Genomic DNA, 17,247 nt, shown 5'->3' with positions numbered 1-17,247 from the left:
GCCTGTAGGCCCGGCAAGCGTGAGCGCCACCGGGCGTTACAGACTTACTTACGGCGCCAGGTGGTGCCCTGCGGGCCGTCTTCCAGGATGATGCCCATCTCGGTCAGACGGTTACGCGCCGCATCTGCCGCAGCCCAGTCCTTCGCCTGACGCGCTTCCAGACGCGCCTTGATCAACGCTTCAATTTCCGCCACTTCACCGTCGTCCGCCTGCGCACCGCTCTGCAGGAACGCGTCCGGCTCCTGCTCCAGCAGGCCAAGCACGGCAGAGAGCTTACGCAGATGGGACGCCAGCGCATTCGCCGCGGCCATATCTTCTGACTTCAGGCGGTTCACTTCGCGCGCCATGTCGAACAGTACGGAGTAGGCTTCCGGGGTGTTGAAGTCGTCGTTCATCACCTCAATAAAGCGCGCTTCGAACGCTTCGCCGCCTGCCGCCGGAACAGACCTGTCGGTACCGCGCAGCGCGGTGTAGAGACGCTCCAGCGCCGAGCGCGCCTGTTTCAGGTTCTCTTCGCTGTAGTTCAGCTGGCTGCGATAGTGGCCGGACATCAGGAAGTAGCGCACGGTTTCCGCGTCGTAGTATTTCAACACATCGCGCACGGTAAAGAAGTTACCCAGCGATTTCGACATCTTCTCGCGGTCAACCATTACCATCCCGGAGTGCATCCAGTAATTCACGTACTCGCCGCCGTGGGCGCAGGTGGACTGCGCGATTTCGTTTTCGTGGTGCGGGAACATCAGGTCTGAGCCGCCGCCGTGAATGTCGAAGTGTTTGCCCAGCTGCTTGCAGTTCATCGCAGAACATTCAATGTGCCAGCCCGGACGGCCTTCGCCCCACGGGGATGGCCAGCTTGGCTCACCCTCTTTGGACATCTTCCACAGCACGAAGTCCATCGGGTTACGCTTCACGTCAACCACGTCAACGCGGGCGCCGGCCTGGAGCTGATCCAGATCCTGACGGGAAAGCGCACCGTAGGTTGGGTCCGTCGGCACGGAGAACATCACATCGCCGTTGTCGGCAACATATGCATGACCGCGGGCGATCAGCTTTTCGGTGATCTCGATGATTTCGTGAATATGGTGGGTCGCGCGCGGCTCGCTGTCCGGACGCAGAATATTCAGGGCGTCGAAGTCTTTGTGCATCTCAGCGATCATGCGATCCACCAGCGCGACAAAGCTTTCGCCATTTTCATTCGCGCGCTTGATGATCTTATCGTCGATGTCGGTGATGTTGCGCACGTATTTCAGGTTGTACCCCAGAAAACGCAGGTAGCGTGACACCACGTCGAAGGCGACAAAGGTACGGCCATGGCCAATGTGACAGAGATCGTAAACCGTAATACCACACACGTACATGCCGACTTCCCCGGCATGGATAGGTTTAAATTCCTCTTTTTGGCGCGTCATTGTATTAAAGATTTTTAACATCGAAGATTCCATGTAAACACGTGTGTGGTTGAAAACCGGCTATTCTACCCTTAATTCAAACCCGAAGCAGCACACAATGCAAGGTGATCGCATCCTGTGGTTATGCTATAACAAGCCCCTATAGATGACCCGAAGGCGGGTCGACGTACCACAATAACGGAACAGGATGCAAAAATGGTTACTTTCCACACTAATCATGGCGATATCGTAATCAAAACCTTTGATGACAAAGCGCCTGAAACAGTTAAAAACTTCCTGGACTACTGCCGCGAAGGTTTCTACAACAACACCATTTTCCACCGCGTGATCAATGGTTTTATGATCCAGGGCGGCGGTTTCGAACCTGGCATGAACCAGAAAGCCACTAAAGAGCCGATCAAGAACGAAGCGAACAACGGCCTGAAAAACACCCGTGGCACGCTGGCGATGGCACGTACTCAGGCGCCTCACTCTGCTACTGCACAGTTCTTCATTAACGTGGCGGACAACGACTTCCTGAACTTCTCCGGCGAAAGCCTGCAGGGTTGGGGCTACTGCGTATTCGCAGAAGTGGTTGAAGGTATGGACGTGGTTGACAAGATCAAAGCCGTCTCTACTGGCCGCAGCGGTATGCACCAGGACGTTCCAAAAGAAGACGTTGTGATTACAAGCGTGACCGTCAGCGAGTAATTGGTGGCGACACTCTTTATTGCGGATCTTCATCTGCAAACAGAAGAACCGGCGATAACCGCCGGTTTTCTGCGTTTTTTACGCGGTGAAGCGAAAAGCGCCGATGCGCTGTACATCCTGGGCGACCTCTTTGAAGCCTGGATTGGCGACGATGATCCTAACCCGCTGCACCGTGAAATGGCCGCCGCCATTCACGCGCTGGTGGATTCCGGCGTCCCCTGCTACTTCATTCACGGCAACCGTGATTTCCTGATCGGCAAGCGCTACGCCCGTGAAAGCGGCATGACGCTGCTGCCGGAAGAACAGGTGCTCAACCTCTACGGCCGCAAGGTGCTGATCATGCACGGCGACACGCTCTGCACCGACGATACCGGCTACCTGGCGTTTCGCGCCAAAGTCCACACCCCGTGGATCCAGAAGGTGTTCCTTGCCCTGCCGCTCTTTATCCGCAACCGCATCGCCGCCAGAATGCGCGCAGGCAGTAAAGCCGCCAACAGCAGCAAATCCATGACCATCATGGACGTTAATCCACAGGCGGTCGTGCGGGTGATGGAAAAGCATGACGTTCAGTGGCTCATCCACGGTCATACCCATCGTCCTGATGTGCATTCACTTATCGCCAACGACGAACCAGCCCATCGCGTGGTATTAGGTGCCTGGCACACCGAAGGCTCTATGGTCAAAATCACGCCTGAGGGTGTGGAGCTGATCGCGTTTCCGTTTTAACCCCTCTTCATATCATTCTATTTTTTTGAATAATAACGGCAAATTGTTTCGATTTTAATCAGCCCGTGGTCGGCCTATTATTTATCACATCAGGGCAACACGCCCTACCCCAGACAAAACACTTAAGGAATACGACCATGAAATCCATCAAAACTTTCGTTGCAGTTGCAGCTCTCTCCCTGGTTTCTTTCGGTTCTTTCGCGCAGAGCGTGAGTGCAACCGCCTCTACCCTTGACCGCGCAGAAGCGAAAATCGCTGCACAGGCTGCTGAACAGGGCGCGTCTTACAAAATCACCAGCGCGAAGGTCGACAACCGCGTCTATATGACCGCAGAACTGACGAAATAATGATTGCCCTTCGACAAAAACAGACCGCCAGAATGCGGTCTGTTTTGTTATGAATTGATGGCAACAACGGCTCAAGATTTAACCGCGCAACCGTTTTCCTTGCCCGTATAACATGCTATTCTCTGTGCCCTCGAAAGCAGTGTGTTTCGCACCACAGGAGTTTTAAGACGCATGTCTTCCCGCAATAATCCGGCGCGTGTCGCCATCGTGATGGGGTCCAAAAGCGACTGGGCTACCATGCAGTTCGCCGCCGAAATCTTTGACATCCTGAATGTTCCGCACCACGTTGAAGTGGTCTCCGCGCACCGTACACCGGACAAACTGTTCAGCTTCGCCGAAAGCGCCGAAGAGAACGGTTATGAGGTGATCATTGCCGGTGCGGGCGGCGCAGCACATCTGCCGGGCATGATTGCCGCCAAAACCCTGGTGCCGGTGCTGGGCGTCCCGGTACAAAGCGCCGCGTTAAGCGGTGTGGATAGCCTCTACTCCATCGTCCAGATGCCGCGTGGCATTCCCGTCGGCACGCTGGCGATTGGTAAAGCGGGTGCCGCCAATGCCGCCCTGCTGGCCGCGCAGATCCTGGCGACGCACGATAAAGACTTACATCAGCGTCTGGCGGCGTGGCGTAAAGCCCAGACCGACGAGGTGCTGGACAATCCAGACCCGCGGGGTGCCGCATGAAGCAGGTTTGCGTTCTCGGTAACGGCCAGCTAGGCCGCATGCTGCGTCAGGCTGGCGAACCGCTGGCGATTTCCGTCTGGCCCGTCGGCCTGGACGCCGAGCCGGAAGCGGTACCGTTCCACCAGAGCGTCATTACCGCTGAGATCGAACGCTGGCCGGAGACCGCCCTGACCCGCGAGCTGGCGCGTCATAACGCCTTCGTTAACCGCGACGTGTTCCCGATCATTGCCGACCGTCTGACGCAAAAGCAGCTTTTCGACAAGCTGGGCCTCGCAACCGCACCGTGGCAACTCCTGTCTGATAAAAACGAGTGGAACGACGTCTTCGCCATGCTGGGCGAGCTGGCGATCGTGAAGCGCCGCGTGGGTGGCTACGACGGCCGCGGCCAGTGGCGCCTGCGCGCAGGCGACACCGCCGAGCTGCCGGATGATTGCTACGGCGAGTGCATTGTTGAGCAGGGCATTAACTTTAGCGGTGAAGTGTCGCTGGTTGGCGCGCGTGGACATGACGGGCACACCGTGTTTTATCCGCTGACGCATAACCTCCATCAGGACGGCATTCTGCGCACCAGCGTGGCCTTCCCGCAGGCCAATGCTGACCACCAGGCGCAGGCGGAAGAGATGCTCTCTGCCATCATGCACGAGCTCGGGTACGTGGGTGTGATGGCGATGGAGTGCTTTATCACCCCGTCTGGTCTGCTGATCAACGAGCTGGCACCGCGCGTGCATAACAGCGGCCACTGGACGCAAAACGGCGCCTCCATCAGCCAGTTCGAGCTGCACCTGCGCGCAATTACCGACCTGCCGCTGCCGCAGCCGGTGGTGAACAGCCCGTCGGTGATGATCAACCTGATCGGAACCGATCTGAACTACGACTGGCTGAAGCTGCCGCTGGTGCATCTGCACTGGTATGACAAAGAGGTTCGTCCGGGTCGTAAGGTTGGCCACCTGAACCTCAACGACAGCGACACGGGCCGTCTGAGCGCCACGCTGGAAGCCATGATCCCGCTCCTGCCGCCGGAATACGCGAGCGGTATTGTCTGGGCACAGTCAAAGCTTAAATAGTTATCCCTCCGCCGGGGAGTTGACCTCCTCTTTCCCCGGCGTACAATTCCCGCCCATTGCTGCTTAGCTTTCTTCTGGAATAACCATGAACGATGGAACGGACTATCGCGCGATCCTCGCGTCCGATACCCCTTTAATCGACGTTCGCGCGCCGATCGAATTTGCCCAGGGCGCGATGCCAGCGGCAGTCAACCTGCCTTTAATGAATGATGACGAGCGCGCCGCCGTCGGCACCTGTTATAAACGTCAGGGACCGGACGCCGCGCTGGCGCTCGGCCATCGCCTGGTGAGCGGCGACACGCGTGAGGCCCGCATCAACGCCTGGCGCGAGGCCAGCCTTGCCCATCCTGAGGGCTTTCTCTGCTGCGCGCGCGGCGGCCAGCGCTCGCATATCTCGCAGGCCTGGCTGAAAGAGGCGGGTATCGACTACCCGCTAATCCGCGGTGGCTATAAGGCCCTGCGCCAGACGGCAATTCAGGTGACCATTGAGCAGTCGCAAAAGCCGATGGTGCTTATTGGCGGCTGTACCGGGAACGGTAAAACCCTGCTGGTGAAGCAGCATGCACAGGGTATCGATCTGGAAGGACTGGCGCACCATCGCGGTTCATCGTTTGGTCGCACGCTGACGCCGCAGCTTTCCCAGGCCAGCTTTGAAAATCACCTTGCGGTTGAGCTATTGAAAAAAGATTCCGCGCGCTGGGTGCTGGAAGATGAAGGTCGGATGATTGGCTCCAACCACCTGCCAGCCTGCCTGCGCGACCGCATGGTTGAAGCCCCTATCGTGGTGGTAGAGGATCCGTTTGAGATCCGTCTTGAGCGCCTGCGCGAAGAGTATTTCGACCATATGTGGGCGGATTTTTCTGCTGCCTACGGCGAGGAAGCAGGCTGGAAAGAATACAGCGAGTACCTGCATCACGGCCTGTTCGCCATTCGTCGCCGCCTGGGGCTGCAGCGCTTTGCGGAATTTACCGCGCTGTTAGATTCCGCGCTTTTGGAACAGCAACGATCTGGCCGCACGGACGCGCACTTCAGCTGGCTTGTACCGCTCCTGAACGACTATTACGACCCGATGTACGGCTATCAGCTGGAGAAAAAAGCGGAGAAGATTGTCTATCGCGGGACGTACGAAGAAATTGCTGAGTGGCTTGATCGCTGAAAAATAAAGCCGGGTGGCGGCTACGCCTTACCCGGCCTACGCGTACTGTTGTAGCCCCGGTAAGCGCAGCGCCACCGGGGAACAGACGGCTTAGAAGTCGTAACGCAGACGCACCAGGTTCATGTCGCCCAGGTTGTCGGTGCTGGAAGTGAACACGTGTTCGTAATCCACGCGGAAACCGTAATCCAGCTGGAAGCTGATACCCACGCCGTTGTCGATGCGCTGGTAGTTACGGCCGTTCACGTACTCAATGCGGTCACCCATGAAGTAAGGCTGGATGGATTTAACCGCGTACTGACCGATTGGGAATTTATAACCTGCGAAGTACTCAATACCCCACGCGTCGCCCGCAAAGTAATCGTTAACAGACACTTTTTTGGTGGTCAGGAAGTTCTGGTACCAGCCGCCGCCTGCGGAGAAGGTCCAGTTGTCCGGGGTCCAGCTCAGCGCGGTACCGAGAATGTTCTGGTCGTAGGTTTTGCTGTCGCCGTTGTCCGGGTTACGCATGTCGGCGCGGGTGTAGTTCCACGCGGCGCCCCAGGTCAGGTCGGTAGTCAGGTGGTAATCCAGGCCCAGTGAACCGCCGCCTTTACGCTTGTAGCGCAGGCCGTTGCCCGGCAGGTATTCACTGTCTTCAAACAGGTAGGATGCATAAATATCAGCATCGCCCACGGTTTTCTTATATTTCAGCATCTGGCGTGAACGGTAAGAACCGTCGTAGTCGCCGTTGATCCCGTTACCTGGCGCCTGAGCGATCATGTCGTAGTCCCAGATATCGGTTTTCGCGCCCACCACATCATAGTAAACGCTGTTCTGTTGACCGAAGGTCAGCGTACCCCAGGTGTCGCTCTTCAGACCGGTGTAGAGCATACGACGCGTGGTGTCGTGTGCGCCTTCGGCGTAGTGGTGATCCCAGTTAAACTGCGCAGGAATGTTCACACCCAGCTCGTAGTAGCTGATCCAGCTGATGTCATCAAACAGGTAGTAATCTGCAGCGAAACGGAAACGGGTGCCGCCGTCAAAGCCGTTACGCTTGTAGCTGTTTTTACCGTCGTCGCCGGTCATGTTCTGGAACTGAGGACGAATACTGCCGCCAACGGTGAAGTTCAGGCGGCTCAGCGGATTACCCGCCTGAGGATCCTGCTTAAGAACGGTGATTTCCGCCTGAGAAGCGAAGGTCGTTAATGCCACTGCCGCGCCGATCGTTGCCGCCAGCGCTGATTTTTTTATAGTCATTATTTTTCCTTAATAGACACGCTGCTAAATATTTAGCGGGTGAATATTAACTGGAAATAATCGGGCTGTGTGGTTGGGTTTTTAATGTTTTGTGCTACTAAATGAGTGGGTATTATCACTTTGTGCTATTTAAACACTACGCACCGGCATAAAAATCCGGTGCGTAATTATCACCATACTAAATCAACTCGCAAACTGACGGAACAGGGCTTTGCCCTTTAACAGCCGCGTGCCAAGCCAGCCTCCGCAGAGAGAAAGTAGCGCAGCGCCGCACAGAGGCAGGATCAACCAAAGACGCCAGTCAGGCTCCCACGGGAAGTCGAAGACCTTTGTCTGCAGCACCGCCAGCGCCGTCTCTGCGCCAATGGCGGCCACCAGACCGGCCACCAGCCCCAGCAGCGCAAACTCGCTCCAGAGCGTCATTCGCAGCAGCCGCTTACCGGCCCCCAGCGTGCGGTATACCACCAGCTCCTGATGGCGCTGGCGCATGCCCACCTGCACCTGGGCCAGCAGCAACAGCACGCCGCAGATCGTCACCAGCACCACCATCACCTCCAGCGCGCGGCTCACCTGCTCCAGCACCTGCCCCACCTGCTTCAGGATCGCCCCAATATCCAGCAGGCTGACCGTCGGAAACTCCCGGTTAAGCTGGGTCAGCATGCCGTTGCCATTTTCCCAGCGGAAGCTGGTCAGCCAGCTCTGGGGCTGCCCGTCCAGCGCCCCCGGCGGGAAGATAAAGAAGAAGTTGGGCCGCAGGCTTTCCCAGTCCACTTTACGCAGGCTGGTCACTTTCGCGGTGAAATCCTGGGTATCCCCTGTGAAGGTGACGCTGTCTCCCAGCTTCACGTTCAGGCGCGTCGCCAGCCCCTCCTCCATCGACACTTCTCCCGCTTTCGGCGGCCAGGTGCCGGCGGTTATCGGGTTGTGGTCAGGGCGTTTCTCCTGCCAGGTGAGGTTCAGCTCACGGTTAAGCGACTCGTCCTTGTTCCCCTCCGTTGGCTGCCCGTTGATCTGCGTCAGACGCGCGCGAACGATGGGATAGAACGACTCAGGGATGATGTGATGCTCCGCCAGGAAGCCCTTCAGCGGCGTAACCTGCTCAGGGGCGATATTGATCAGGAAATAGTTCGGGCTTTCCGGCGGAAGCTGCTGCTGCCAGCGATCGAGCAGATCGCCGCGCAGCACCAGCAGCAGCGCCAGCAGCATAAACGACAGCGAGAACGCCGACAGCTGGCTGAGCGTAGACCAGGGCTGGTGCAGCAGACGGTTGACCGCCAGGCGCACGGGCAGGGATTTTACCGTCACCCTTTTCAGGAGGTTAAGCAGTATCCAGCCCAGCACGCCGCACAGCAGCGCCAGCACAACCGCCCCGGCCAGCACCGCCCACAGCAGCGTGCTGCCGCCCATCAGCCACGCCAGCAGCCCCACCGCCACCGCAATAATCACCGGAAGGTAGAACTTCAGCGGCCAGACGTTCGCCACCACATCGTTGCGAAGCACGCGCAGCGGCTGCGTGGCGAGCAGCAGGCGGTAAGGCCGGAGCCCCACCAGCACCGAGATCACCGTCATCGTGCCCATCGCCCATAGCCACGGCCAGAGGCTGGCCGGCGGCAATGCGGCCGGGAGCACCGGTTTTAGCATCACCATCAGCAGTTTTTCAAACAGCAGCCCCATTATTCCGCCGGTCAGCGCCGACAGGACCAGCAGCATCAGCCACTGGCCGACGATCAGCTTGCGCAGCTGCGCCCGGCCCGCCCCGAGGGTTTTGAGGATCGCCACCAGGTCGTAGCGGCTGCGGCAGTAGTGCCCCATCGCCACGGCCACCGCCGCCACCGCCAGCAGCAGGGTCAACAGGGCCGACAGCAGCAGGAACTGCTGAGAGCGCTCCAGAGATTTACCGAGCGCCCCCTCGTCCTGCTCCAGCCCGTACCAGCGATGTTCCGGTTTGAGCTGCGGCAGAAGCCATTTTTCATACGCGTCAAGCTGGGCGGGCGTGCCGCCAAATTTATAACGCCAGGTAACGCGGCTGCCCGGCTGTACCGCATGGGTGGCCGCGACATCCGCGGTGTTCATCAGCAGACGCGGCGCAAGCTGGAACGGGTTAAATCCGCCGTCGGGCTCCTGCACCACTTCCCCGGCAATCCTGAGGGTAGCGTCACCGACGTCGATACTGTCGCCGGGTTTCAGGTTCAGCAGCGCCATCAGACGCGATGCCAGCAGCACCGTACCGGGCGTCGGCTTTAATCCCGGCGGGCGGGTCTGCAAGTCACCGTACATCGGGTAGATATTATCGACGGCCTTGACGCTCGCCAGCTGCGGCGTGTCGCCCGCGAAGGTCATGGTCTGGAAGGTGAGCTGCTCCCCCACCTTCAGCCCTTCTTTACGCGCTGCGTCAATCCAGCCCGGCGGCACGGGGCGGGAGCTTTCCAGCGCCCTGTCCCCCGCCATAAACTCCCGGCTCTGCTGGCTGAGCCCTTTTTCCATGCGGTCGCTGACGCTGCCGAGCGCCAGCACGCAGGCCACCGCCAGGCTGAGCGCCAGCCAGACAATCAGCAGCGAGGGCGAGCGCCACTCGCGCCAGAACCAGCGGGTAATCATGCTTCCTCCTGCAGAACGCCGTTCACCAGCCGCAGGCGACGGTCGCAGCGCGCGGCGAGCTGCGGATCGTGGGTCACGAGGATAAGCGTAGTGCCGTGCTCGCGGTTGAGCGAAAACAGCAGGTCGGCAATCCGGTCTCCGGTTTTACGGTCAAGGTTGCCGGTAGGCTCATCGGCAAACAGCACCTCAGGGCGGCCGTTAAACGCGCGGGCCAGCGCCACGCGCTGCTGCTCACCGCCGGAAAGCTGGGCGGGAAGATGGTCGAGACGTTTCCCCAGACCGAGCTGTTCCAGCAGCGCCTTCGCGTGAGCGCGGCTTTCACGGCTGTTTTCACCGCGCAGCAGCGCCGGGAGCTCGACGTTTTCCAGCGCGTTCAGGGTCGGGATCAGCATAAAGGACTGAAAGACAAAACCAACGTGACGCGCGCGCAGCGCGGCCCGCGCCTCTTCATCAAGCTGATGCAGCGGCTGCCCGACAAGGTGGACCTCACCGCTGCTGCCGTCGTCCAGACCGGCTAAAATCGCCAGCAGCGTGGACTTACCGGAACCGGATTCGCCAATCAGCGCAATGGTTTCAGCGCGTTTGACAACGAGTTCAACTCCGGTAAGGATGGAAAGCTCGTGCTCCCCCTGACCGACGGACTTCTTAAGATGATGAACTTCAACACTGTTTTCCGCTGGCATTTGCCCTTCCTGTTTTTGATTCTGATGACTTTCCGCGCGGCGGCAGCGGACACGTTACTGGTTCTCGGCGACAGCCTGAGCGCAGGCTATCGTATGGCGGCCAGCGCGGCCTGGCCCGCCCTGCTTAATGACAAATGGCAGAGCAAAACGGCTGTAATCAACGCCAGCATTAGCGGCGACACCTCGCAGCAGGGGCTGTCGCGCCTGCCTGCGCTGCTCAAACAGCATCAGCCACGGTGGGTGCTGGTTGAGCTTGGCGGTAATGATGGCCTGCGCGGTTTCCAGCCTCAGCAAACGGAGAATACGCTGCGCACCATTTTGCAGGACATCAGGGCGGCAAACGCCCAGCCGCTGCTGATGCAAATTCGCCTGCCCGCCAACTACGGTCGTCGGTATAATGAGGCCTTTAGCGCGATCTACCCCAAGCTTGCCAAAGAGTTTGATATTCCGCTGCTGCCATTTTTCATGGAAGAGGTCTATCTCAAACCCCAGTGGATGCAAGACGACGGGATCCACCCCAATCGCGATGCGCAGCCGTTTATTGCCGACTGGATGGCAACGCGGCTGGCTCCTTTAGTTAAACATGACTCCTGATTAAGCGGAGATCCTGACAGGTAAAGTTATGCAAAAATCGGTCTTAATTACAGGATGTTCCAGCGGAATCGGCCTGGAAAGCGCGCTCGAATTGAAGCGCCAGGGGTTTCGGGTTCTGGCGGCCTGCCGCAAACCCGACGATGTCGAACGCATGAACGGTCTGGGCTTTACCGGCGTGCTGCTGGATATGGACTCGCCGGAGAGCGTTGAGCGCGCCGCGGACGAGGTGATCGCACTGACCGGTAATCGTCTGTACGGCCTGTTTAATAATGCCGGCTACGGCGTGTATGGCCCGCTGGACACCCTCTCCCGCGAAACGCTGGAGAAGCAGTTTTCGACCAACTTCTTCGGCGTGCATCAGCTCACCATGCGTCTGCTCCCCGCGATGCTGCCGCACGGTGAAGGGCGCATCGTGATGACGTCGTCGGTGATGGGGCTGATTTCCACCCCGGGCCGCGGCGCCTACGCCGCCAGCAAATATGCGCTGGAGGCCTGGTCCGACGCCCTGCGTATGGAGTTACGCCACAGCGGCATTAAGGTCAGCCTGATTGAACCCGGCCCGATCCGCACCCGCTTTACCGAAAACGTTAACCAGACGCAGGCGGATAAACCGGTCGAGAACCCCGGCATCGCCGCACGTTTTACCCTCGGGCCAGAGGCGGTGGTAGCCAAAGTGCGTCATGCTTTTGAGAGTGAACATCCCAAAATGCGCTATCCGGTGACGCTGGTCACCCATGCCGTCGGCTGGTTAAAACGCCTGCTGCCGGGCCGGATAATGGACAAAATTTTACACGGTTGAGTTGAAGCGCCGACGCGCATCCCCATGTAAAGAACAAACCGACAAAAGAGAAAGCCGCATGTCCGTACAGAATATCGTCAATATCACAGAAGCTAACCTGCAACAGACGCTTGAACAGTCGATGACCAAACCGGTCCTGTTCTACTTCTGGTCTGAACGTAGCCAACACTGTCTGCAACTGACGCCGGTGCTGGAAAGCCTTGCCGCCCAGTACAACGGTCAGTTCATTCTCGCGAAGCTGGATTGTGACGCCGAGCCGATGGTCGCGTCTCAGTTTGGTCTGCGCGCCATTCCTACCGTCTATCTGTTCCAGAACGGCCAGCCTGTTGATGGCTTCCAGGGGCCACAGCCGGAAGACGCTATCCGCGCCCTGCTGGATAAGGTGCTGCCGCGCGAAGAAGAGCTGAAAGCGCAGGAAGGCATGGCGCTGATGCAGGAAGGCAAATACGACGAGGCGCTGCCGCTGCTCAAAGAGGCGTGGCAGCTGTCAAAACAGAACAGTCAGATTGGCCTGCTGCTGGCGGAAACGCAGATCGCCCTGCACCGCTCAGAAGACGCAGAAGCCGTACTCAAGACGGTTCCGCTGCAGGATCAGGACACCCGCTACCAGGGGCTGGTTGCACAAATTGAGCTGCTTAAGCAGGCGGCGGATACCCCGGAAATTCAGCAGCTGCAGCAGCAGGTTGCCGACAACCCGGCGGACGCCGCGCTGGCAAGCCAGCTGGCGCTGCAGCTGCATCAGGTTGGGCGTAACGAAGAGGCGCTTGAGCTGCTCTTCAGCCATCTGCAAAAAGATTTAGCCGCCGCAGACGGTCAGGCGCGCAAGATGTTCCAGGAGATCCTGGCCGCACTGGGCACCGGAGACGCGCTGGCGTCGAAATATCGCCGTCAGCTTTACGCGTTGTTGTATTGATGCACTTTGCCCGGTGACGGCTTCGCCTTACCGGGCCTACAAAAGCACGAATCGTAGGCCGGGCAAACGCAGTGCCGCCCGGCACAATCACCGCACCTTTTTCAACTGCGTCACCACCAGCTGGTGACGCGCGTTGTAGAACTTCCGATAGGTCAGGTAGCAGGCAATGATGGTGGACAGGCTTGCCGTGGAAAGCAGCATAAACGTCACCATGATCTGGTACTTAATCGCTTTTACCGGATCGATACCGGCAAAAATCAGCCCCGACATCATGCCCGGCAGGCTCACCAGCCCCACCGTTTTGGCGGAATCTACCGTAGGGATCAGCGATGAGCGAATGCTCTCGCGAATCAGCCGCGCCGAGGCCACTTTTGGCGTTGCCCCCAGGCTTAGTTTCTCCTGCAGCTGCTGCTGTTCGCTGCTGAAACGCTGGCCGAGATTGTTATAACAGAGCCCAACGGCCACCATCGCGTTCCCCGCAATCATCCCCGAGATAGGGATAACCTGCATCGGCGTAAACTCAATCGAGCCGGAAAGTACCAGCACCGCCAGCGTGAGCGCCGTTCCGGTGGTAATCGCGATAAACGATGAAACAAACGCCTTATCGATGTATTTACTGCGCTTTTGCGCATTCCACGCCGCGTTAAAGCAGATAAAGAGCACCATCAGCAGCGTCAGCACCGCGTGGTTAACGTTGAAGATATACTTCAGCACATAGCCGACGATGATGAGCTGAATCACCGCGCGACAGATACTCCATACGATATCTTTTTCCAGCCCCAGCTTTTCGCGGTAGCTGACCACAATCGCAATCAGCACCAGCACCATCGAAAAGGCCAGCGATTCGTTGGTAATGTTGTGTTCACCCACGGTTTGCCTCCTGCATTTTCCCGCCGTGCGGCTGGAGCGTAATAACGTCATCCGCATGGGTTATTTCGTTAGCGTCGTGCGTCACCCACAGCACGGCAATGTTCTGCTCCCGGGCGTAACGATGAATAATCTCGTTAACGTTGCGCTTGTTGACGTCATCGAGCGCGCTGGTGATTTCGTCCAGCAACAACACCTTCGGTAAAAACTGCAGGTTGCGGATCAGCGAGACCCGCTGCTTTTCGCCGCCCGACAGCGCGTTGATGGATTTGCTCAGCGTCTCCTGCGCCAGGCCAAAGCGGGCCAGATCCTGGATAAACTTTTCCGGCTCCGGCGTTTTATTGCGGATTTGCCACGGGAAAATCAGGTTGTCATAGACCGTATCGCCAAAAAGCACGGGCGTTTGCACGCAGTACGAGACCTGCTGGCGATAGCTTTCCGGAGAAAGCGAGGCGATATCCTCGCCTTCAAACAGAATGGCGCCCTCCGTCGGGCTGAGGAGTGACGCCACAATCTTCAGCAGCGTGCTTTTACCACAGCCTGAGGGACCCGTGATTAATTTAAACTCGCCCGGCGACAGGCTAAACCCGACGTGCTGCAGGATCGTGTTTTCCCCGACTCGAAATCCGACATCCCTGAGCAGTAATACGTTTCTTTTATCGTTCATCGCGCTTCCGTTGACCGCTTCGTGTAATAACCGCCTGTAGCATAATCCTTTCGCCCGCACAGCGCGAATAGCCTCACGCTGAAGCAAGTGTTAAACTTTTTGTTTGCAAATTGTCACCTTCATCACTACAGGAAGTATGCGACATGGCACATATCTTTTATGAGTTTCCCTCCCTGAAGCCTGGTGTTCCTGATGTAGAAACATTAATGGAAGTCATCAAATCGTCGGAGCTCACGCGTTTTGTGATAGGTGCAGAGGTGGTGGACTTTGTTAAGAAGGCGCTCATCGTGAACACCACGATCGGCAGCTTCAAAAATTGCTATTTCGCCTTCGACAACGGAACACACTTCCTTGAATTTGACGGTGAAGGCAAATCAAAACGCTTCAATGAGGTGCCGGACTGGTTCGTCTCTCCGGCGGAATTTTCACGCACCCAGTGGCTTATCAACCACAATCTTGCGGATGTGAAAGCCACACAGTTCATTGACGTCCTGATGTCCTACCCGCTGAAAGCGCGCCGCGCGCACTGCAATTTGCTGTTCGGACTGGAGCTGGAAAAGGTGAACGCGGTTCCGGCCGCGGCATCAGCGGCAGGTAAAATCGGCAATAAAAACGGTAAAACCACCAAGCCCCGCGTCACCGATCTGGGCTCGTTCGAGCTGTTCAGCCAGTTCTTTGCGCGCATGAAAACCGCCGTGCTGGCCGATGAGTTCCCGACTCTGCAGATCCTGACGGGCATGGATAACCTGGCAAAAGCGCCGCATAATTTAAAGCAGGGCATCAGAACCTGGTTTAAAGCCATCGCGGGCGACCTTCCACCGAATAACAAACGCGTTGAAGCGGGGAATGCCGTTCTGTTCTGCGCCCCCATTCGCGAACAGATCCAGCGTATCGAAGCGCTGGGGCTGGAGAATTACTACCAGGGATTATCGAAAGCCATTGCTGAAGCGGGTGATGGATTCATCTCTGACTTTACCTATACTTACGAGCAATAAACACACACTTTCACTCGCCACAGCATGCAAAACAGGAGGTTTTTATGCTTATCGTTGTTCCCGTCCTTATTTTCGTTGCGCTGGTTATCGTGGGCGCCGGCGTCAAAATTGTCCCTCAGGGTTATCAGTGGACCGTCGAGCGTTTCGGCCGATACACCAATACACTCCAGCCAGGCTTAAGCCTGATTGTTCCGTTCATGGACAGAATTGGTCGCAAGATCAACATGATGGAGCAGGTTCTGGACATTCCGTCCCAGGAAGTGATCTCCAAGGATAACGCCAACGTCACCATCGACGCCGTCTGCTTTATTCAGGTGATTGACGCGCCGAAAGCGGCCTATGAGGTCAGCAACCTGGAGCTGGCGATCGTCAACCTGACGATGACCAACATCCGTACCGTACTCGGCTCGATGGAGCTGGACGAGATGCTTTCCCAGCGCGACAGCATTAACACCCGCCTGCTGCACATTGTCGACGAGGCAACGAACCCGTGGGGAATCAAAGTTACCCGCATCGAGATCCGCGACGTGCGCCCGCCGGCGGAGCTGATCGCCTCCATGAACGCCCAGATGAAAGCCGAGCGAACCAAGCGCGCCTATATTCTGGAAGCCGAAGGGGTGCGCCAGGCGGAGATCCTCAAAGCGGAAGGGGAAAAACAGTCGCAGATCCTGAAAGCGGAAGGTGATCGTCAGTCCGCGTTCTTGCAGGCGGAAGCGCGTGAGCGTTCCGCCGAAGCGGAAGCCCGCGCGACCCAGATGGTGTCCGAGGCGATTGCCGCCGGTGATATTCAGGCCGTGAACTACTTTGTCGCGCAAAAATATACCGACGCGCTGAAAGAGATTGGGTCGGCGAACAACAGCAAAGTGGTGATGATGCCGCTGGATGCCAGCAGCCTGATGGGCTCTATCGCGGGCATAGCCGAACTGATCAAGGACAGCGGAAACGAGCGTAAAAAATGATTGAGCTGATCGTTGCACATCCACATGCCTTCTGGCTAAGCCTCGGCGGCTTATTGCTGGCGGCGGAGATGCTGGGCGGCAACGGCTACCTGCTCTGGAGCGGTGTAGCCGCCGTCATTACCGGTCTTCTGGTCTGGATCCTTCCCCTGGACTGGGCGTGGCAGGGCGCGCTGTTTGCCGTGCTGACGCTGGTGGCCGCCTGGCTGTGGTGGCGCTGGCTCAACCGGCGGGTTAACGAGCAGAAACCGGTGGACGCCCATCTTAACCAGCGCGGGCAGCAGATTGTCGGCAAGCGTTTCACCCTCGACAGCGGCCTGGTGAACGGACGTGGGCACATGCGGGTAGGTGACAGTTCGTGGCCGGTGGTGGCCGACGATGACCTCAGCGCCGGCACGCGGGTGGAGGTCATCGCGGTGGAGGGCATTACCCTGCGGGTAAAAGCCTGCTAAGCATGGGTTTTGCGATGGCAGCAGCCGGCAAGGTTATCGATAATCGGGCAGTCGGCGCTGTCATCCCCCGGACAGGACGCCGCGAGCTGCAGCAGCTGTTCGCGCATCGCCTGTAGCTCGACAATGTGGCGTTCAATTTCAGCCACCTTTTCCAGCGTGCGTTTTTTCACGTCGGCGCTGTGACGCTTTGGATCGTTGAACAGGTTAACCAGCTCGCCGCACTCTTCCAGATTAAAACCGACCTGTCTGGCCTGGCGCAGCAGCGTCAGTTCATCCAGATGCAGCTGCGTGTAGCTACGGTAGCCGTTTTCACTGCGCAGCGGCGGCGTCACCAGCCCCTTCTCTTCATAAAAGCGAATCGCTTTGCTGGTTAAGCCGGTTTTTTTTGCCACATCACTGATATTCACATTTCCC

Annotated in this window: 19 protein-coding genes; 12 read left to right on the top strand and 7 right to left on the bottom strand. The window is 58.0% G+C overall.

The genetic code is table 11. From position 1 onward, the window contains the following. Window positions 1-44: 44 nt before the first annotated feature. Window positions 45-1,430 carry a cysteine--tRNA ligase gene (gene cysS, locus ACMGGQ_RS03390; protein ID WP_048225958.1) on the bottom strand — a complete coding sequence of 462 codons (1,386 nt, stop codon included), beginning with the start codon at window positions 1,428-1,430 and terminating at the stop codon, window positions 45-47. A gap of 174 nt (window positions 1,431-1,604) precedes the next feature. Here cysS and ppiB point away from each other — a divergent pair, with 174 nt between their 5' ends. The 6 genes from ppiB to mnmH all read left to right on the top strand — a co-directional run bounded on the left by ppiB (window position 1,605) and on the right by mnmH (window position 6,073). Continuing rightward, window positions 1,605-2,099: a peptidylprolyl isomerase B gene (ppiB, locus tag ACMGGQ_RS03385; protein ID WP_008499327.1), complete on the top strand. Its 495-nt coding sequence runs from the start codon at window positions 1,605-1,607 to the stop codon at window positions 2,097-2,099. Between the two features lie 3 nt (window positions 2,100-2,102). Continuing rightward, entirely contained in the window at window positions 2,103-2,825 is a 723-nt protein-coding gene (gene lpxH, locus ACMGGQ_RS03380; protein WP_262822756.1) for a UDP-2,3-diacylglucosamine diphosphatase, read from the top strand. A 137-nt stretch (window positions 2,826-2,962) separates the two neighbouring features. Further along, window positions 2,963-3,172 carry a YdgH/BhsA/McbA-like domain containing protein gene (locus tag ACMGGQ_RS03375; protein WP_008499325.1) on the top strand — a complete coding sequence of 70 codons (210 nt, stop codon included), beginning with the start codon at window positions 2,963-2,965 and terminating at the stop codon, window positions 3,170-3,172. A 171-nt stretch (window positions 3,173-3,343) separates the two neighbouring features. Beyond that, a complete protein-coding gene (gene purE / locus ACMGGQ_RS03370) occupies window positions 3,344-3,853 on the top strand; it encodes a 5-(carboxyamino)imidazole ribonucleotide mutase (protein ID WP_023616863.1) in 510 nt (169 codons plus the stop codon). Further along, window positions 3,850-4,917 carry a 5-(carboxyamino)imidazole ribonucleotide synthase gene (gene purK / locus ACMGGQ_RS03365; RefSeq protein ID WP_111967319.1) on the top strand — a complete coding sequence of 356 codons (1,068 nt, stop codon included), beginning with the start codon at window positions 3,850-3,852 and terminating at the stop codon, window positions 4,915-4,917. The genes purE and purK overlap by 4 nt, the downstream gene beginning before the upstream one ends. Before the next feature lie 85 nt (window positions 4,918-5,002). Beyond that, entirely contained in the window at window positions 5,003-6,073 is a 1,071-nt protein-coding gene (gene mnmH / locus ACMGGQ_RS03360) for a tRNA 2-selenouridine(34) synthase MnmH (RefSeq protein ID WP_420289580.1), read from the top strand. Between the two features lie 90 nt (window positions 6,074-6,163). On the opposite strand, the gene ACMGGQ_RS03355 is transcribed toward mnmH, so the two are convergent. The 3 genes from ACMGGQ_RS03355 to ybbA form a co-directional block, all read right to left on the bottom strand. Next, window positions 6,164-7,309: a porin gene (locus tag ACMGGQ_RS03355; RefSeq protein ID WP_048030137.1), complete on the bottom strand. Its 1,146-nt coding sequence runs from the start codon at window positions 7,307-7,309 to the stop codon at window positions 6,164-6,166. 183 nt (window positions 7,310-7,492) lie between these two features. Next, window positions 7,493-9,907, bottom strand: coding sequence for a putative ABC transporter permease subunit YbbP (ybbP, locus tag ACMGGQ_RS03350; protein ID WP_420289579.1), 2,415 nt, complete (start codon window positions 9,905-9,907; stop codon window positions 7,493-7,495). Further along, window positions 9,904-10,590, bottom strand: coding sequence for a putative ABC transporter ATP-binding protein YbbA (ybbA, locus tag ACMGGQ_RS03345; RefSeq protein ID WP_008499319.1), 687 nt, complete (start codon window positions 10,588-10,590; stop codon window positions 9,904-9,906). The genes ybbP and ybbA overlap by 4 nt, the downstream gene beginning before the upstream one ends. Between ybbA and tesA the strand changes: the two genes are divergently transcribed. From tesA to ACMGGQ_RS03330, 3 genes are read left to right on the top strand one after another with little or no spacing between them, the layout of a single operon-like run. Then, entirely contained in the window at window positions 10,561-11,184 is a 624-nt protein-coding gene (gene tesA / locus ACMGGQ_RS03340; RefSeq protein WP_028015818.1) for a multifunctional acyl-CoA thioesterase I/protease I/lysophospholipase L1, read from the top strand. The genes ybbA and tesA overlap by 30 nt on opposite strands. A gap of 28 nt (window positions 11,185-11,212) precedes the next feature. After that, window positions 11,213-11,983, top strand: coding sequence for an SDR family oxidoreductase (locus ACMGGQ_RS03335; RefSeq protein WP_023617270.1), 771 nt, complete (start codon window positions 11,213-11,215; stop codon window positions 11,981-11,983). A gap of 58 nt (window positions 11,984-12,041) precedes the next feature. Further along, window positions 12,042-12,896 carry a co-chaperone YbbN gene (locus ACMGGQ_RS03330; RefSeq protein WP_048030131.1) on the top strand — a complete coding sequence of 285 codons (855 nt, stop codon included), beginning with the start codon at window positions 12,042-12,044 and terminating at the stop codon, window positions 12,894-12,896. Between the two features lie 87 nt (window positions 12,897-12,983). Here ACMGGQ_RS03330 and fetB read toward each other — a convergent pair whose 3' ends face one another. Then, window positions 12,984-13,766 (bottom strand): iron efflux ABC transporter permease subunit FetB, encoded by a 783-nt coding sequence (gene fetB / locus ACMGGQ_RS03325; RefSeq protein ID WP_023617520.1) that lies wholly within the window; start codon window positions 13,764-13,766, stop codon window positions 12,984-12,986. After that, window positions 13,759-14,430, bottom strand: coding sequence for an iron efflux ABC transporter ATP-binding subunit FetA (gene fetA / locus ACMGGQ_RS03320; RefSeq protein ID WP_048030129.1), 672 nt, complete (start codon window positions 14,428-14,430; stop codon window positions 13,759-13,761). Before fetA ends, fetB begins: the two co-directional genes overlap by 8 nt. Before the next feature lie 143 nt (window positions 14,431-14,573). Between fetA and ACMGGQ_RS03315 the strand changes: the two genes are divergently transcribed. Genes ACMGGQ_RS03315 through ACMGGQ_RS03305 form a run of 3 tightly spaced genes read left to right on the top strand, consistent with a single transcriptional unit; the run spans window position 14,574 to window position 16,833 of the window. Further along, window positions 14,574-15,425 (top strand): hypothetical protein, encoded by an 852-nt coding sequence (locus ACMGGQ_RS03315; RefSeq protein WP_045909737.1) that lies wholly within the window; start codon window positions 14,574-14,576, stop codon window positions 15,423-15,425. A gap of 44 nt (window positions 15,426-15,469) precedes the next feature. Next, window positions 15,470-16,384, top strand: a complete 915-nt coding sequence (locus ACMGGQ_RS03310; protein WP_008499312.1) for an SPFH domain-containing protein — start codon at window positions 15,470-15,472, stop codon at window positions 16,382-16,384. Next, window positions 16,381-16,833, top strand: coding sequence for an NfeD family protein (locus ACMGGQ_RS03305; protein WP_196345885.1), 453 nt, complete (start codon window positions 16,381-16,383; stop codon window positions 16,831-16,833). The genes ACMGGQ_RS03310 and ACMGGQ_RS03305 overlap by 4 nt, the downstream gene beginning before the upstream one ends. On the opposite strand, the gene cueR is transcribed toward ACMGGQ_RS03305, so the two are convergent. Beyond that, a complete protein-coding gene (gene cueR, locus ACMGGQ_RS03300; protein WP_045909739.1) occupies window positions 16,830-17,240 on the bottom strand; it encodes a Cu(I)-responsive transcriptional regulator in 411 nt (136 codons plus the stop codon). The genes ACMGGQ_RS03305 and cueR overlap by 4 nt on opposite strands. Between the last annotated feature and the right edge of the window lie 7 nt (window positions 17,241-17,247).

It is taken from the genome of Enterobacter sp. BNK-13, assembly GCF_048685015.1.
Taxonomy (GTDB): Bacteria; Pseudomonadota; Gammaproteobacteria; order Enterobacterales; family Enterobacteriaceae; genus Enterobacter; species Enterobacter quasiroggenkampii.
This window is presented reverse-complemented; position numbering and strand designations above follow the sequence as displayed.